Below are 17856 nucleotides of genomic sequence, written 5' to 3' on the forward strand. Positions count from 1 at the left end.
ATCAGCTTAAAATAGAAAAACCAATGGGTCTGAGCCTCCTTCCTAAATCGTTGTATTTGCTAGTGCTGGCACTGGCACTTATTTTACAGTCTTGTGGTAGTGGTGAATCCGTAGTGACTAAATCACCAGATGGGAAGGTAGTACTAGAAATCATCAATGTGGAAGGCCAATTGAAGTATCGCGTGCTTCGCGAAGGCAGATTGATGATGGATTCATCGGCTATATCGATTATTCCGGATAGCCGTTTTACCATAACCAAGATCTCACAAAATGGGGACGACCGTACCTGGGAGCCGGTTTGGGGACAGTTTAGCTCAATAAGGGATTCTTATCAAGAAACTATCCTTGCAATGGATTTTGACGGAGTGTCCGGCCAACTGGTTTGCAGGGCCTACGACAAGGGAGTGGCCTTTCGTTTTAAACTTAGTGAAAACAGCCCATTGGAGCAAGTTTCCTACGAATGTGAGTTTAATCTGCCTATAGGAAGCAAATTCTACCATACTTCAGGGGAAAGTAAACCTATTGGGCCAATTGCTGTTTCTGATGTGTCTAAAAAAGTGAAGCTTCCGGTTGTAGTTGAAAATGCCTTGGGAGGTTATATGTCGATTTTGGAATCCGATTTGTACAGTGCCAGGGGATTCAGTGTAATGGATATTGAAGCTGATAAAGAAAGGAATTTGTTGATAGCGGCCAATACGGGCAAAACTGAAAATGGGCGGATTAAAACGCCATGGAGGGTTATTTTATTGGAAGAAAAGATAGGGAACTTGGTGGTCAATACGGTTCCCATCAACCTTGCCGCCCCCAATCAACTGCAGGATGTTTCCTGGATCAAACCGGGCAAAGCCCTGTGGGATTGGCGGGTACATGGATACGAAGCTCCCAATGGATTCAAATATGGAATCAATACGGAAAGCTATTTGCGCTTCATCGATTTTGCAGCAGCACATGATATTGAATATTTTTTGATCGATGATGCCTGGTACACACATGTGAGCAAAGGGCACATAGAGCATTCCGACAAACTTGATCTGCCTAAAGTAAGCCAATATGCAAAAGAGAAAGACGTTGGCCTTATCCTATACTACGACAGAAAAAAAGGTAAATACGGTGATGAAGACCTGTTCGATTATTATCGGGAATTGGGAATGAAGGGAATCAAATATGGTTTTATGGGAAGCGATGTGCCATTTACCCAATCGGCGATAGCGCAAAGTGCCCAAAACAAACTACTTATCGACTTCCACGATGGCCCTGTGCCTTTTACTGGGATTCGAAGAACACTGCCCAATGCGGTTACCCGCGAATACTGTCATGCACAACAGGACGCTAGAAGGGCTTTCACCCCTGAAGCATTTATCAGAATGGCGTTGATCAATGCAATTCAGGGACCGTTGGATATGAATAACGGGAATTTCGACATCACGGGTATCAATTCGGGTAAACGACAAAAGGGACCGAGGCAGTTGAATTCATACCCCACCACGGTCACGGCCGAGGCGGCACGCACTTTAATCATATTTAGCGGGTTGGTCTGTTTACCGGATGCGCCTGAAGCTTATTCGGCCAAGGCCGATCTGTTCGGGTTTATCAAGGAATTGCCGATTGGAAAATGGGATGAAAGCCGGGTGCTCTATGCAAATATGGATCTTTTTATTTCGACCGCAAGGAGGCATGGCGATGCATGGTTTGTCGGTAGTGTGGCCAGCCAAAAAGGAGCTTCCTTGGATATAGAGATGGACTTTCTCAAAGACGGAACGGAGTATAACGTGACGTATTATGAGGATGCCGAGGATACACATTGCAGGACAAATCCCGAAGTGTATCAGGTACGCCGAGGCACTGTAAAAAGGGGGGATATTGTTAAGGCAATTATAGCTCCCGGTGGAGGTCATTGCATGTGGATCAGGCCAGCCCTGTAGGTTGTGACTGCCCCAGGATTTAGTTTTAAAACGCTAAAGTGATTCACTAAAAATGAAGATTGATATTTTAAAAGATTATGAATGAAGAAAAAACTGATGTTTACTACGATTGTTTTTTATGGGTTTTTTTTGTCGGCCATATCCCAATCGGTAGGGGGGGGAATTTATTCCAATGAAGGGTCGGAATATATTGGTATGCCCGTTGGAGGCATCTGTACGGGCAATGTATATCTCTCGGGAGACGGGCGATTGTGGGACTGGGACATCTTCAATACCACCGAGCTGGTCTATGGCGGAAGCGGCGGGGACAAGTTCTATCGGGCACCGATGAAATCCACGGACAGAAAAAAACACCATCTGGAACAGGGGTTCGCCATTCGTACCACGGTAAAGGGAAAGTCTCAGGTCAGAACCCTGGACCAAAAAGGTTTTGAACATATTACCTTTAGGGGGGAATACCCCATAGGTAAAGTCATCTATCAGGATAAGAATGCCCCGGTTTCCGTAAAACTGGAGGCTTTTTCACCTTTCATCCCGACGGATGATGTGAATTCCGGATTACCTGCAGTGGTAATGGAGTATGAGATTACCAATACCACCAAACGTACCATTACTTTGGAAATAGGGGGATGGCTTCAAAATGTGGTAAACCATTACTCCTCGAACAAGCAAAAGGGCCAGCTAGTGAACACTGTTCATAAGGAAGATTCGTTCATACGGCTGAGTGCAGGTTCGGAAGGGGAAAACTTTGAAGACCTACCCGATTGGGGAAGTATGGCACTTACCTTGGAAAGTAAAGGCAAGGGAAATGCGAACGTTGGAAAGTTTAAGGCTAAAGACCTGTCCCAGGTTTTTGAATCTGGTGAAACGAAAGCTGGTGCTACCAACGGCGAACAGTTATTGGGAACTATAAGTACTTCGTTTACCTTAGCAAAAAGGGAATCGAAAAAAGTACGGTTTATCATTTCCTGGTATTTTCCGAACATCCATAGACTGAACACCTTTCGTGCCCCGGAAACCTTATGGGCCGACTATGGCTCACTCCGACATTTTTATTCCAAATTTTTCAAAAATGCCGACGGAGTTGCCGATTATATCTTGAAAAATCGGGAGTTGATTGAAAACACCAAACTCTGGAACAAGACCTGGTACGATTCCAGTCTACCTGTTTCTTTTTTGGACAGGACATTTGTGAATGTCAGTACCCTGGCCACTACTTCATCGGCACGATTCACCAGCAAAAACCTATTGGTTCCCTATAATGAAGGACGATTTTATGCTTTTGAAGGAGCCTATTTAGGCTTTGGTACCTGCACCCATGTATTTCATTATGAGCAGGCTATGGGTAGGGTGTTCCCCAAATTGGCCCGGGATCTTCGGGAAAAAGTAGATCTGGGGCTCAGTTTTGACAAAGACAGAGGCATAATCCGTTACCGTGGCGAGTTTAGCAAATTTGGCCATCACGATGGCCGTGGACATGCCATTGACGGACATGCAGGCACTATTTTGCGCATCTACCGGGAGCACCTCATGGCCCCTGATTATGGCTTTTTAGAATACAACTGGCCCAAAATAAAGTTGGCCATACAAGCCATGATCGATCAGGACAAGGAAAAAACAGGAGAAGCGGATGGAATCCTGGAAGGCATACAATACAACACTTTGGACAAAATCTGGTATGGAAAAATAAGCTGGATCAGTGGGTTGTATGCAGCGGTGCTCAAGGCAGGAAGTGAAATGGCTATCGAAGTGGAAGATGAAGCGTTTGCAATGGAATGTACACAGGTAGCCGCTTTAGCCAAAAAGAACATCTCCTCGGAATTGTTCAACGGGGAGTACTTTATACAAAAAGTTGACCCTGGAGACCCCTTGGCCGTGAACTCCAATCAAGGTTGCCATTCTGACCAACTGCTGGGGCAGTACTGGGCCTCACAAGTAGGTTTGGGTGATGTGCTGGAAAAAGATAAAATAATCAGCGCATTAAAATCCATCTATAAATACAACTATGTGGAAAATTACGGTAAGTATCTGGATACTGCCATCGTGAAGGTAAAACGCCACTACGCACAATCTGATGAACCCGGGCTGATCATGTGTACTTTCCCCAAAGGTGGGGCAAAGGCGTCTTATGGAAATGCCCGAACCAGGTGGGATATGCTGGCAGTTGGCTATTTCAGTGAAGTATGGACTGCACAGGAACACCAAGTGGCCGCCAATATGATCGATTATGGAATGTTGGACGAGGCATTGACCCTCCAGAATGCCGTTAATCACAGATATGCCCCCCAAAAGCGCAACCCTTACAACGAAATCGAATATGGGAACCATTATACCCGTGCCATGAGCGGCTATGCCCCTTTTGTCTCCGCTAGTGGATTTTATTTCCATGGTCCAAAAGGTATTATCGGGTTTGACCCCAAAATAGGATCGGAGAATTTCAAAAGTGCCTTTATTGTTGCAGAAGGATGGGGTAGTTACCGGCAGCAGGCTGACCAAGATGTAAAAACAGCTGAGATCGAACTGAAATATGGTCAATTGAAGGTTTCTCGATGGCAATTGCCCTCTGGTTGGGTACAGGATACTTTTATGGTAACCCTTGATGGAAAACCCGTTGAAATAAAAAAGGAGCAGGAAAAAGGAAAAACCTATCTGGTTTTTGATGAAGTTCTTTTGAATGCCGGACAAGAATTGAAAATCGAAAAAAGATAAAGTTTCAACGAGAATATGGAGTTGATTGAAATAATTAATTATCCAGATGAAAATGAACATATTATTCCCGGCGGTATTGACATTGTTGATTGGCTGTACCCCTGCATCCCGGTATCATCCGGTCGGTGAAGCGCCATTTGCTATCAACGGGGTGGATGTGCCCCCTATTGAAAATCCTGATGCCTTGTATGAACCGCAATTGGTAGGCCCATGGAAAAAACTGTATCACCCTCAGAATGCAACTTATATGAATGACCATACGGTCTATCGCCATACTAATGGTAGCTGGCATGTTATAGGTATAGGAAATCAACTTCCTACAAAAGGGTTTTCCAATCCTTGGACAATGGAAGTACAGTTTACACATGGTTCGAGCAAAGAATTGCTGGGGGACTATACCGATCATGAACCGATTTCAAGGCATCCCAATCTGGATAAGGACAAAACATACGATGAATTAAAATCCCAACCAAAGGACCATTACCCGGCCTGGGCACCTCATGCCATCCGCTACAACGGGGAATGTTGGCTGTTTTATGCACCACAGAATTTCTTTATTGAGAAATCAAAGGACATGTCCAATTGGGAAATTGTAAACCATTACGCAAATAAGTTGCCGGTAAAAAATCCCTACGAGTTGGAAAAGTTCGATTTCAGGAATGGTGGTGCGGATATTCGGGACTATATGATCTTACGAATAGACAAGGAAACATGGCTATTGTACCATACCGGTATCGAAAAAGGAACGGGAGTGGCGAGTATAACGGTCTATGAATCCAAAAACGGATTAGCCAACTGGAAATATGTCGGTGAGGCCATGACCTTTCGCGGTATAAAAACCAAACCCTGGAGTTCGGGCGAATCCCCCTTCGTATTTAAACGGGGAAACTATTTCTACCTGAGTCTTACGCATACTTCTGGAGAAGCCGGATATCACCAAACCTGGATGTTCCGTTCCAAAGACCCCTATTATTTTGGAAATTATGGCGGCATCCATGACCAGACAAGTAAGAAGAACTGTGATTTCGTTACCGGTTTTGGTGCTCATGCACCTGAAATCATTTATGAGCCCGATGCAAATAAATGGTACATGACCACCTGTGGTTGGAGCTGGGATCGTGTGAAAAAACCGGAAGCTGCGTCCGGGGGAGTAGCTATCGCTGAAATAGAATGGAAAAAGACGGGAGCAACCCTGACCAATCACGATTTTGAATACGGTACATTAACGGGTTGGGAAAAAGAAGGTGAGGCCTTTGAACTGTCGTTGGCCAATTACCAACACAAAGGCAAAAATATTAAACAAAACGGAAGCTTTTTTGTAAGCAGCCTGTTTTATGAAAGCAGTAATCAGGAAACTTTTAAAGTGGGTGGGGTAAAAAAAGATGCATCACAAACAGGGGTCGTAAGATCTGAATCCTTCATTTTAACAAAAGGCGCAACCCTGGACTTTCTAATAATGGGAGGCAATAATTCCGAAACGCTTTATGTGGCACTGGTAGACGCGAATAAGGGAGGCATCCTTGCAAAAACGAGTGGAAACCAAAGCTTTGAGTTCGAACGCAAGAAGTTTGATGTTTCACAATATGCTGGTCAAGAATGTTATCTCGAGATAGTAGACAATGATACCACGGCTTGGGGACACATTTCAGTGGATGATGTAAACCTAACCATTAAACCACAACTAAAATGAAACAACCCTGTATTTCCTTATGTTAATCCAATTTAAGAACAATGACTGCGAAGCTATGCACACACATCCCAATATCTTTCTTTTTAATCCTATTATTGAATTGCAACACGGTAAATCAAGAAAAGGAAAAGCCTAATATCATTTATATTTTGGCTGATGACTTGGGCTATGGGGACCTGGGATGCTATGGGCAAGAAATTATCAAAACACCAAACATTGACGAGTTGGCCGCCCAGGGCATACGTTTCACGAATCATTATGCCGGCAGTACCGTATGTGCCCCTTCCCGTGGAGCTTTGATGACAGGGCTTCACACAGGGCATGCCTATATCCGTATGAACGGCAAGGGACTTGAACTACGGAGCAACCCACAAGACATTACGGTTGGAAAATACCTGCAAGATGTCGGCTACCACACCGCCATGATAGGGAAAGCGAGTACAGGTTGTGATACCAGCCCCGGACAGGCAAATGATAAAGGGTTTGATTATTTCTTTGGTTATCTGGGACATGGGCAGGCACATACCTATTTCCCAAAATTCATGCACAAGAACAAGGAAAAGATTAACTATCCTGAAAACGGAGGTGAGGAGCCTTGGAGGGGAAGGACCTATAGTCCAGACCTCTTTATAGAAGAAGCATTGGGATATATGGAAGACAAAAAGGACGAACCATTTTTCCTGATGTATGCATCGCCACTGCCCCATGCTCAGGTATGGGCTCCCGAGGAATTCGAAAAACAATATAAGGGCCGGTTTGAAGAGGACCCTTATACAGGGAATCACTATGGCACCAGCCCCAGGCCCAATACTACTACCGCTGCTATGGTTTCAAGACTGGATTGGGAAGTAGGAAAAATTATGAAACAGCTTGAAAAATTGGGCCTTGCAGAAAACACCATCGTAATGTTCTCTAGTGACAATGGCCCACACCAGGAAGGAGGAAGAAAACCTAATTTTTTCAAGAGTTCCGGTCCTTTTAGGGGAATCAAGCGCGATTTGTATGAAGGCGGTATCCGAGTTCCTTTTATTGTAAAGTGGCCTGGTGTAGTGAAAGCCGGACGCACATCAGATCATATGAGCGCCTTTTGGGATATCCTACCTACATTAACAGACATAGTAGATGGAGAAAATCCTAAAAACAGTGATGGCTTTTCGTTGTTACCTTCTTTGAAAGGAAGCGGGGCCCAACAAAAAGCACATAAATACCTCTATTGGGAATTCAAAGGAATCGATAAGGGCAAAAGGGCCCTGCGCAAAGGCAACTGGAAATTACACCAGTTTACCAATATCAAATCGGGTGAGGTGCGTTACGAACTCTATAACCTTGCCGATGATCCGGCAGAATCCAATAACCTGTTGAAAAAGGAAAAAGGGAAAGCAGATGAACTCAAAGCATTAATGTCTAAGGCGTATTCCGAACCTGAACTGGAAATATTCAAGTTTTAATACTATGAATCATAACCAAATATAGGGATATAAGTTCGGACTTGATTGAAGATAATCAAATACAATGTAACCGATTCATTAGAACTAAAAACAGATGATAAGAATGAAGGCTCTAGTTTAAATTTCGATGATTCCCGAAAATCCCATTATGCTTTGTTTTAGGGACATTCGAATTCATAAACAGAATGAAAATCGAGCAAAAAGCAAAATTTAACAACAAGTATCAACGCTTTCATAAACCAAAGCCAAAATGAATAAGCAAAAGCAACATACTAAACCGGTCTAATAAAATATAGATGGTATGAATAAAACTAAATTTTTAGCAATGGCGATGTGGATTGTTCTGCTAATGCCATTATACAAAGTTAAAGCACAGGAATTAAGTGGAGACGAACTAAAATCTATGGAGAAATACCAAAATGCCAAAGGCAAAAATGGTATCGTAGTACCCGCACTTAAGCTCTCAAAAGAACAGATGAAATGGTGGCAGGACGCCAAATTCGGGATGTTCATCCATTGGGGGCTGTATGCCATTGAAGGTAGGGGCGAATGGGCCATGCACAACTATAAAATCCCCGCCAAGAAGTATGCTAAACTAGCCGATAAGTTTAATCCACGGTTTTTCGATGCTGATACATGGGCCCATGTTGCGAAAAAAGCCGGAATGAAATATATGGTATTGACAGCTCGCCACCACGATGGTTTTGCCCTTTGGAACAGTCCTTCAAGTTACCGGAATTTCAGCAGTTACGAGACTGCCGCAAAACGCGACTTTATAAAAGAATACACAGATGCCTGTCGCAAGGCTGGACTCGGAGTAGGCATTTATTACTCACCGATGGATTGGCGTTTCCCAGGTTATTTTAAACCTAGGGAATTGTCAGAAAACGCAGCATTGATGAAAAAGCAATGTTACGGGCAGGTGGAAGAATTAATGAAAAATTATGGCAAAATCGATATCCTTTGGTACGATGGGGGCTGGCTGGCGCACAGGGGAAGCGATGCCGATGCTGCTTGGTTTTGGGAACCCGACAAGCTGAACAAAATGGTACGCAAGTACCAGCCGAATGCGGTAGTAAGCCCACGGTCAGGTTGGGAAGGTGATTTCCAATGCAACGAGGGCAGTAAGAAAATAAGTGGCTCGATCATCGATACACCTTGGGAAAAGTGTTTGAACCTCAATCAGCAGAGTTGGGGGTACAGTCCAAAGCAAAACCTGATGTCTCTGAAAGAGATTATCGTAATGTTGGTGAATACCGTTGATCGCGGCGGGAATATGTTACTGAATGTTGGCCCTGATGCCCAGGGAGTAATCCCCGAGACACATATTGCAAGATTAAAGGAAGTAGGCAATTGGCTAAAGAAATATGGGGAAAGCATCTACGACACCAGGCCCGGGCCATTCGAACCCGTAAATGATCGGTATGGTTCCGTTCAAAAAGATGACAAGATTTATGTTCACCTTCTTGATCTTAAAGATACGCTACAACTTCCTCCATTGGAAAAACGTATTGTTTCCTGTAAACAGATGGGAGGCAAACCATTAAAATTTACTCAAGATGAAAATGGGATTACGATATGGTTGGACAAGCTTCGACCCGACCCTGCTGTGAGCACATTGGCTCTTGAGACAAGATAGATTACTTGTACTTGAATTCCAATGGTGGAAAGCTCAATTTTAATTGCCATGATATTTTACATAAGACCTTAGAACCAGTAATATTGTCCTATTGGATAACAAACAAATATGTTTATGAAGCACTTAAACCGATCAAGGCAGCAAATCGTAATGCTCCTGATGTTTGGACTACTGTTAAAGAGTAATGCACAAATACGGCCGGAACTTCAGAATCCAAAAGTGTTCGGCATCAATAAACTGCCTCCCAGAACCGCTTTTTGGCCTTCCGGAAGCATAAAAGATGCAAAACGCTCTACTTACGAAAAGAACAACTGGATAAAATCGTTAAACGGGGATTGGTATTTTCATTGGTCTCCCGATCCCGGTTCCCGACCGGCCGATTTTTATAAAAAAGGATTTAAGTATCGAGACTGGCAAAAAATACCGGTGCCTTCTACCGTGGAGCGACAAGGGTACGGTATTCCCCTGTACGTCAACTCCATTTACCCTTTTAAGGTCGATCCCCCGAAGGTGATGGGCACACCCGATTCTACCTATACGAGCTTCGGACATCGAAACCCGGTAAGTTCATATATTCGAAAGTTTACCGTTCCCGAAGATTGGGACGACAAGCAAATTATCCTACATTTGGCCGGACTTGGCTCGGCTGCTTTCATTTGGATCAATGGCAAGGAGGTAGGATATACCCAAGGTTCAAGGTTGCCTGCAGAATTTGATGTGACGCCCTACCTACATAAGGGAGAGAACCTTTTGGCCGTGGAAGTATATAAATATTGTGATGGATCGTATCTTGAAGACCAGGATTTTTGGCGGCTAAGCGGTATTTTTAGGGATGTTTTCATTAGGGCGGTACCCCGTGTTACCTTATGGGATGTTTATGCACGGCCTACGGTAGATCCCACTAACTACAGAGGAACTCTCACCCTGCATTATTCTTCGGCCAATTTCACCGGAAATAAAAGAAAAGGGCATACCATTTCAATTGCCGTTCTATCGCCTGAAGGAAAAGAAGTGGCAAAAAAAAACTATAAAATCGAAATGCTTGATAGCGGTTTTGAAAAGGAAGTCATCATGGCGCCTATTGATTTGGGTAAAGTGGAATTATGGTTTGAAGAAACCCCAGTTCAATACTCGGCACTTGTTGAATTAAAGCAAAAAGGAAAAACCGTTGAGGTCTACAACCTACCCGTAGCTTTCCGGAAGATCGAAGCAAGTGGAAATGCCATTTTTCTCAATGGGAAGAAAATGAAGATACGTGGTGTTAACCGCCATGAGTTTTCCCCTGATCAAGGTTGGGTCGTTTCGAAAGAAGCCATGGCCCGCGACTTGGAACTGATGAAGCAAGCTAATGTCAATTTTGTGCGTAATGCCCATTATCCCAACGATCCCCGTTGGTATGAATTGTGCGATCAATACGGTATGATGATCATGGACGAGGCAAATATCGAATCGCATGGACTAAGCTATCATAAGCGTATCCTTCCAGGCGATGAGCCGGAGTGGGAAGCAGCCTGTGTTGATCGTATGAAACGAATGGTGATCCGCGATCGGCAGTTTCCAAGCCTGATCATGTGGTCGTTGGGAAATGAAGCTGGATACGGAAATGCATTTTTAAAAATGAGGGAAGTTACACGGATTTTTGATCCAGAGCTTCGACTAGTTCAATATGCCGATATGAATCGTGTTGCCGATATGGATAGCCAAACTTATCCTACTATTAAATGGCTAAAACAACATTTGCAAGGCAAGGCTGAACGCAAAGGGGAACGTGGGGAATCGACCAATGAGGAACAACATGGGAAATATCCCTCCGGAAGGCCATTTTTGCTCAATGAATACGCCCATGCTATGGGGAACAGTTTGGGTAATTTCAACGATTATTGGCAGTTGTTCCACGAAAATGATATGTTGGTAGGCGGTTTTGTATGGGATTGGATGGACCAGGCCTTATGGAAGGACAGGGAAAAACCTTCCGAAGGGTTTCATTATGGTGGGGATTTTGGCGATTTCCCGAATGACCGTAATTTTTGCATTAATGGTTTGATTGACGCGAACCAGGTTCCCCACCCACATTATTATGAGTTAACGAAGGTTTACCAGCCTGTTTCTTTCAAACTGATTCGTAAAAAACCACTGGTCATAGTAATTGCCAACCGGCAGCTAACTACCCATCTTAGCGCTTACAACTTTAGCTATACCTTACATGAGGATGGAAAACAAGCCCTTGAGGTACAGCTCGATGATGTTGATATACCCCCATTGGTACAAAAGCAAATTACTTTGCCCGATATTGCCTACGATTCGTTAAAAGAATGTTTCCTGACCCTAAAACTTTCTTTAAAAGAAAATCAGGTTTGGGCAAAAAAAGGACATGTACTGGCATGGGAACAATTTCGACTAAGTGGGCGTTCAGGTAGTTCCATATCAATGGATACACAAGGGGCATCAAAACAGGAAAAGATTGAAACAATGAATCATCTTTTGATTTCAGGTGATACGTATTCCATAAAATTCGATAAACGAACTGGGATGATTGATACCTATACGATTGGAGGTGAAACACTGATTGAAAACGGGGTCAGGTTTAATTTTTGGCGTGCCCTAACAGACAATGATAAAGGCTGGAAGGTTGATGAAAAAATGGCATTATGGGAAAATGCCAATGAAAAGTATACGGTTCTGGATTTTGAAATGAAAGAGGCCAAAGGGGGTACTATAATCCTAAATGGGGCATATTTATTCACGGAAACAAACTCCAAAGCAAAATTGCAGTACACGGTTTACCCCAGCGGGACCCTTCATATTGATTATGAAATAACAATTCCCGAAGAGTCGCCTGAAGTGCCCCGGATAGGGCTGCAATTTGGAATCAACAAAAAGTTAAGGCATATCCAATGGTACGGACGCGGCCCACACGAAAATTACGCCGACCGAAAAACAAGTGCCGCAATCGGAACGTATCGTTCAACCATTGAAGAGTTTATTACGCCCTACGTAAGGCCACAGGAAAATGCCAACCGTTGCGATATACGTTGGATTAGTTTTAGCAATAATAATGAGCAAACACTTCAGTTTAAAGCTATCGATAAGAGTGTTTTTTCGGCAAGCGCGTGGCCTTATTCGCAGCATACCTTGAGCCAAAGCACCCATAATCGTGATTTGGTTTCAGGTAAAACTATCGTTGTAAATATCGATTGTGTTCAAATGGGAGTAGGGGGAGATAATTCATGGGGCTTACCAGTGAACGAACAATATCTTATAAAGCCGGCCACCTATCGCTATAGTTTTAGTATAATTGCAAAATAGTGGAGTTCATTTTGGGCTTAATGATAATGCTATTTGAAACCCAAAAATCTTTAAAGGGTTTTCAAAGTAAGGTGTGACAAACACAGGGTGACTGCGTGAACTCGAATGGATTTAGAGCATCCATAAAAGATGGCCCAACTAAGAGAGAAGGGTTTTACAACAATTGTAAAAAAACCTACTACCATGAATTGGCACGAAGAAACGACTATCTTACAGTAGCTATACTCCTCTAATTCATTCAAAAATGTTGACCATTTCTGCCAACTTTTCCAGATTGGATTTGGTTAGGTTGTTCTGTTGTCAAAAATCATCCCCTAAATTGTAGAGCTGATATTCTTGGAATTACATAATTCTACCCCCACGTTTTTATTTGTGGTGGCATAGGTCCTTCGCTTTTGGTCTTTGATATGTTGGTATAAACCCAAGTCTGCTTTGGTGGCCTACATGGGGAATGTGGGGCGTTGAAGGAAGCAAACAGGAAAAAGGGTTTGCCTTTGTGGCGAACGATAAAATCAACACATTCATCACCTTTGTCATCAGTGAGGTAGGTAATAGCCCGGGGTATTTTATAATTACTTTAAATAGGGAGCAAATAGGTTTTTCGGTAGTTTCTTTTGACCTAAAATAATTATGCCCCCCAAATCGCCAAAGCCCAGATCATCTGCCAAAATGATTACAAAATTGGGTTTTTCCATTTTGCCTTGGGCCTGAACAAGTGTCCAAATCCAGCATAAACAGAAGACCGATATAAAGAATCTCTTCTTCATGGGACAGTTACTTAATTCTTGTTGGTCAAATTTACTTGCACAGGTTGTATGGTAAACGAATACTTAAGTTTGGAGGCATCCAGTTTGTACTCATCGTTGGCCAAGGCGGTCATACTCCAGCTATTATCCCCTCCTACACCCGTTTGGCCATAATCGATATGTAAGTACACCGCATCGCGGGGTTTGATATCCGTTGTATGGCGTTGGGCCTTTTTTGAAGTTCCTGGATCAAAATCTTCCATGGAATTATGATGGGCCGAAAAGGAAAAAGTATTGTCAGACACAAAATTTAAGCCTGTTCCTACTTCATTGGTGAAACTGGTATAGCGCACATCGGTGCGGTTGCCGTTTTCTTGTGGACGGATATAAGGTACGTAAAAGTCGGCCACTTTAGCAGTGTATTTTCCAACAAAGGAGGCCGATTTTCGGTCCACATAGTTCTCGATGGGACCACGACCGTAATAATCAACATTGTCAAATTGTCGTTGCAGTACCAATACCATGCCGTAGCGTGGCATATACTTCAGTTTATCGGGATTTTTTGGCAAAAAACTGCACTGTACCCCTAAACTACCGTTTTTGGAAATAGTATAGACAATGGTATTGGTAGCCTCTAATTGGTTATAGGCAAATTCATAGGTGAAAATACGGTTGCCCCTTTTGTCCTTGGTGTAGTCAAAATGCGTTAACTCTTTTTCTTCTGCTGCATTTCTGTAGACAAAATAGTCTTCATCTTTAGGGGCATTATAAGACCCCCAAGCCCCAAAATCATTGTCGGTAGGTGCCCGCCAAAAGGTCATCTTTGCAGGTTCGAGCAATAGGTTGTCATCTCCTTGTTTTATGGCGTCCAGACCAAAACCATTTTTACTGAACTCATAAGTATACCCTCCTACCGATACGCTATAGACACCCTTTGTCTTGGCCACTTTGGTCCTCACCCTTAGGGATGTCGGACTGGGTTCCACAAAGTTGTTGCCTTTTTGAAGTTCAAATTGTTCTGACGCCAATAAGGTACCCTTGGGCAACAGGGGTTCATCTGCTTTATTTACTGCGGTAAGGTTTATATAGTACTCTTTGCCAGGAACCAAGGTATAGTCAAAGTCAACGCTTACCCTGGCGGTTTGTTGGGGACCTACTGAAGCTATATCCAAAGTTTTTCTAGCGACTTCCACACCGTTTTCAATCAGTGCAGCTTCAAACAGCAGACGTTCGGTAGTGGTAAAGAAATGTTCGTTGAACAACTCATACTGTTGGTCGCCGACTTTGCTGAACAGTATATTTTGGTACACTTTTTTAACTTCAAAAAGTCCCGGATGGGGTCGACGGTCGGAACCAATTAGGCCATTGGCACAGAAGTTACCGTCGTTGTGCAAGTGCTCAGGCTCAAAATCGCCCCCATAAGCATAGTACTTTTCACCAGTTTCCGTGGTCCGTTCCAAGCCTTGGTCCATCCAATCCCAAATAAAGCCACCTTGCACCCTTGGGTGTTCACGGACCCAATCCCAATAGTCCTTAAAATTGCCGTTGCTATTGCCCATAGCATGGCTGTACTCACACCAGAAAAATGGCCGTTGTTCATCCAATGGCTTTTTGTCATCATGGTCAAAATGTTCGCGCATAACGTGTAGGTCCTGATCGGCGTACATCCAGCTGATTACATCGGTGGTCCTTCCCTCGTAGTGGATGGTGTCCCTTGCCCTGCCAGCACGTTCATAATGTACGGGACGACTGGGGTCATAGGATTTTATCCAATTGTAGGGGCCTACAAAGTTGTCACCATTACCGGCCTCATTGCCCATGGACCATAGGATGATGGAGGGGTGGTTTTGGTATTGGCGCACCATGTTCTGTATGCGTTCCATATGGCCAAGCTTAAACTGTGGGTCGCCTGCCAAGGTTTCGCCTTTTTTATACCCATAACCGTGGGATTCGATGTTCGCTTCACTAATTACATAGATGCCGTATTCATCGCATAACTCATACCATTCTGGTTTGTTAGGATAGTGTGATGTACGTACAGCGTTGATATTGAATCGCTTAAAATCTTTGATATCCTCAATCATACTCTCGCGTGAAATGACGTGGCCGTTTACCGGATCGTGTTCATGGCGGTTGACACCTTTGAGCAACACGGCCTTGCCGTTGACCAACAATTGACCGTTTTTGATGACCACATCTTTAAAGCCTACCTTAAAACTTGTGGCATTTGTGGTATTTCCCTGAGTGTCTTTTAGCATTATCCTGGCTGTATACAAGTTTGGGGTCTCTGCTGACCAAAGTGCTACCGACCCAATATTTTTCTGGTCAACTGATATGGTTGCGGACTCGCCTTTTTTTAAATCCAAATCATGGGTTTGGGAATAGATTGCTGTGCTGTCGGTCTTTTGTATTTCGACCTCCAAACGATACTTTTTGTTGTTTTTCCCACTTTTGTTGGTCACCTCAACTTCATAGTTCACTAGGCCTTGGGTATAGGTGCTTTGATCCAATGCTCCATTAACCTTAACGTTGCTTAAGTGAATTTTGGGAACGGCATAGGCATATACATCACGCTCTATACCGCTAAGCCGCCAAAAATCTTGATCCTCTAGATATGACCCGTCGCAGTAGCGGTACACCTCAACGGCCACTTCATTTTGACCGGATTTGACGTATTCCGTAATGTTGAATTCCTTGGCAGTTTTGGTACCCTCGGCATACCCTACCTTTTGGCCATTGACCCAGACATAATAGGCCGAATTGACTCCCCCAAAAAAGAGGAAGACTTCTTTTTCTTCCCAAGAATTGGGCATTTCGAAGGTACGCTTATAGCTCCCCACAGAATTCATGGAATGCTCAATAAAAGGTGCATTTTTAGGAAAAGGATAGACTACATTTGAATAATGGGGATAGTCATAGCCCTGCATCTGCCAATTTGAAGGCACTGGAATGTTATCCCAACCCGATACATCATGGGAGGTATTGTAAAAATCCACAGGACGGGCCTCTGGATTGGGTGACCAATGAAACTTCCAAGTGCCATTGAGTAAAATATGGTCTTTTCTATTGTTGTGGTAAAAATTGGTACGGGCGGGTTCCGTATTGATTTGGTTGACGGCAGGGTTCTCCCATTCAGCCGTTTGCGCGTATGAGTTGGCCATTGCTAATAGGGCCAAGCTTCTAAGGATCCAGTTGTTCATGATTGTTTATTTTGGAAAAATTATACTTTTAATTTAACTGTTCTTTGTCCTGGCGGATGAGGTGTATTTCGTCATCCAGCAGGGTTAGTAATTCATTATTTGGTTTTGCATGTCCACCATTATTGTTCCGTTAAAAATTGATAACAACAAATGGAATGATACGTCTGCCCTGGATCCAACCGAATCGATGGGAAATTGGGTTGATTGGCACTGTTCGGAAAGTGTTGGGTCTCCAAACAAAATCCTGCCCGTTTTCCATACAGATGTCCATTTTTTCCTTTTTGGGATCCGTCCAAATGGTTGGCGGTATACAATTGTACACCAGGTTCATTGGTATATAGTTGTATTGTTCTACCTGTCAGAGGTTCGTGTACCGTTGCGGCGTGCTGTATTTCACCCGTATGATTATTGAGCACAAAATTGTGATCATAACCATCGCCAATAACCAGTTGTTCGTGGGTTTCGCTAATGCGTTCACCAATCTTGGTCATTTGGGTAAAATCGAAAGGGGTGCCGTGTACTGTTTCCAAAGTACCTATGGGAATACAATCGATATCCATAGGGGTATAGTAGGTGGCATTTACTTGTAGTTGGTGGTCATCGATGGTTCCCATGCCCGCACCTTTTAGGTTAAAATAGGCATGGTGGGTCAGGTTGACGAGGGTAGGGGCATCAGTGGTTGCAAAACTTTCAATTTTTAGGGCATTGTCTTCGGTCAGTTCAAAAACAAGACAAACTTTTAATGTTCCCGGATAACCCTCTTCACCGTCGGGAGATATATATTGCAATTGTAGTTTGTTTTGTTCATGTTGAAGAACTTCCCAGACCACAGAATCAAATCCCTTAGTGCCTCCATGCAGGTGATTGTTTCCTGCATTCGATGTCAGCTTATGGTTTTTTCCATCCAATGTAAATTGAGCATTACGGATTCTATTGGCGCAGCGGCCAATAATTGTTCCGATGTATTGAAGTTCAGGATTCATAGCTTGCTCAATTGTTGCAGGCCCCAAAACCACATCATCAAAATTTCCCTCTGTATCGGGTACCCAAAGGGACAATAACCTAGCCCCGAAATTGCTGATTTCAGCCACTGCACCACCGAAATTCTTGAGTTTGTAAAGACCAACTTTTTTGCCGTTTACTATTGTGTCAAAATCTTCAGGTTTTAAAAATTGCATTGCTGTTTTTTCCATTTC

Annotated in this window: 8 protein-coding genes; 6 read left to right on the forward strand and 2 right to left on the reverse strand. The window is 43.5% G+C overall.

Features of this window, described 5'->3' with window-relative positions; genetic code table 11:
* Window positions 1-23 precede the first annotated feature (23 nt).
* The 6 genes from L0P88_RS13390 (at window position 24) to L0P88_RS13415 (ending at window position 12714) form a co-directional block, all read left to right on the forward strand.
* Entirely contained in the window at window positions 24-1922 is a 1899-nt protein-coding gene (locus L0P88_RS13390; protein ID WP_247130426.1) for a glycoside hydrolase family 97 protein, read from the forward strand.
* Window positions 1923-2003: 81 nt separating this feature from the next.
* The gene (locus L0P88_RS13395; protein ID WP_247130427.1) at window positions 2004-4631 is read left to right on the forward strand and encodes a GH116 family glycosyl-hydrolase; all 2628 of its coding nucleotides are present in this window, start codon (window positions 2004-2006) and stop codon (window positions 4629-4631) included.
* Between the two features lie 52 nt (window positions 4632-4683).
* Entirely contained in the window at window positions 4684-6321 is a 1638-nt protein-coding gene (locus tag L0P88_RS13400; RefSeq protein ID WP_247130428.1) for a hypothetical protein, read from the forward strand.
* A gap of 41 nt (window positions 6322-6362) precedes the next feature.
* Complete coding sequence (locus tag L0P88_RS13405; RefSeq protein WP_247130429.1) at window positions 6363-7769, forward strand: arylsulfatase; 1407 nt, start codon at window positions 6363-6365, stop codon at window positions 7767-7769.
* 301 nt (window positions 7770-8070) lie between these two features.
* Window positions 8071-9408 (forward strand): alpha-L-fucosidase, encoded by a 1338-nt coding sequence (locus L0P88_RS13410; protein WP_247130430.1) that lies wholly within the window; start codon window positions 8071-8073, stop codon window positions 9406-9408.
* Between the two features lie 114 nt (window positions 9409-9522).
* Window positions 9523-12714 (forward strand): glycoside hydrolase family 2 TIM barrel-domain containing protein, encoded by a 3192-nt coding sequence (locus L0P88_RS13415; protein ID WP_247130431.1) that lies wholly within the window; start codon window positions 9523-9525, stop codon window positions 12712-12714.
* 778 nt (window positions 12715-13492) lie between these two features.
* Here the strand turns inward: L0P88_RS13415 and L0P88_RS13420 are convergent.
* Entirely contained in the window at window positions 13493-16660 is a 3168-nt protein-coding gene (locus tag L0P88_RS13420) for a glycoside hydrolase family 2 TIM barrel-domain containing protein (RefSeq protein WP_247130432.1), read from the reverse strand.
* Between the two features lie 119 nt (window positions 16661-16779).
* A complete protein-coding gene (locus L0P88_RS13425; protein ID WP_247130433.1) occupies window positions 16780-17853 on the reverse strand; it encodes an aldose epimerase family protein in 1074 nt (357 codons plus the stop codon).
* Between the last annotated feature and the right edge of the window lie 3 nt (window positions 17854-17856).

The organism is Muricauda sp. SCSIO 64092 (assembly GCF_023016285.1).
In the GTDB taxonomy this organism is placed as follows: domain Bacteria; phylum Bacteroidota; class Bacteroidia; order Flavobacteriales; family Flavobacteriaceae; genus Croceivirga.

Excerpts from the sequence above, each read along its gene's own strand:
- L0P88_RS13390 (WP_247130426.1), top strand. The coding sequence starts at position 24 with ATGGGTCTGAGCCTCCTTCCTAAATCGTTGTATTTGCTAGTGCTGGCA.
- L0P88_RS13395 (WP_247130427.1), top strand. The coding sequence starts at position 2,004 with ATGAAGAAAAAACTGATGTTTACTACGATTGTTTTTTATGGGTTTTTT.
- L0P88_RS13400 (WP_247130428.1), top strand. The coding sequence starts at position 4,684 with ATGAACATATTATTCCCGGCGGTATTGACATTGTTGATTGGCTGTACC.
- L0P88_RS13405 (WP_247130429.1), top strand. The coding sequence starts at position 6,363 with ATGACTGCGAAGCTATGCACACACATCCCAATATCTTTCTTTTTAATC.
- L0P88_RS13410 (WP_247130430.1), top strand. The coding sequence starts at position 8,071 with ATGAATAAAACTAAATTTTTAGCAATGGCGATGTGGATTGTTCTGCTA.
- L0P88_RS13415 (WP_247130431.1), top strand. The coding sequence starts at position 9,523 with ATGAAGCACTTAAACCGATCAAGGCAGCAAATCGTAATGCTCCTGATG.
- L0P88_RS13420 (WP_247130432.1), bottom strand. The coding sequence starts at position 16,660 with ATGAACAACTGGATCCTTAGAAGCTTGGCCCTATTAGCAATGGCCAAC.
- L0P88_RS13425 (WP_247130433.1), bottom strand. The coding sequence starts at position 17,853 with ATGGAAAAAACAGCAATGCAATTTTTAAAACCTGAAGATTTTGACACA.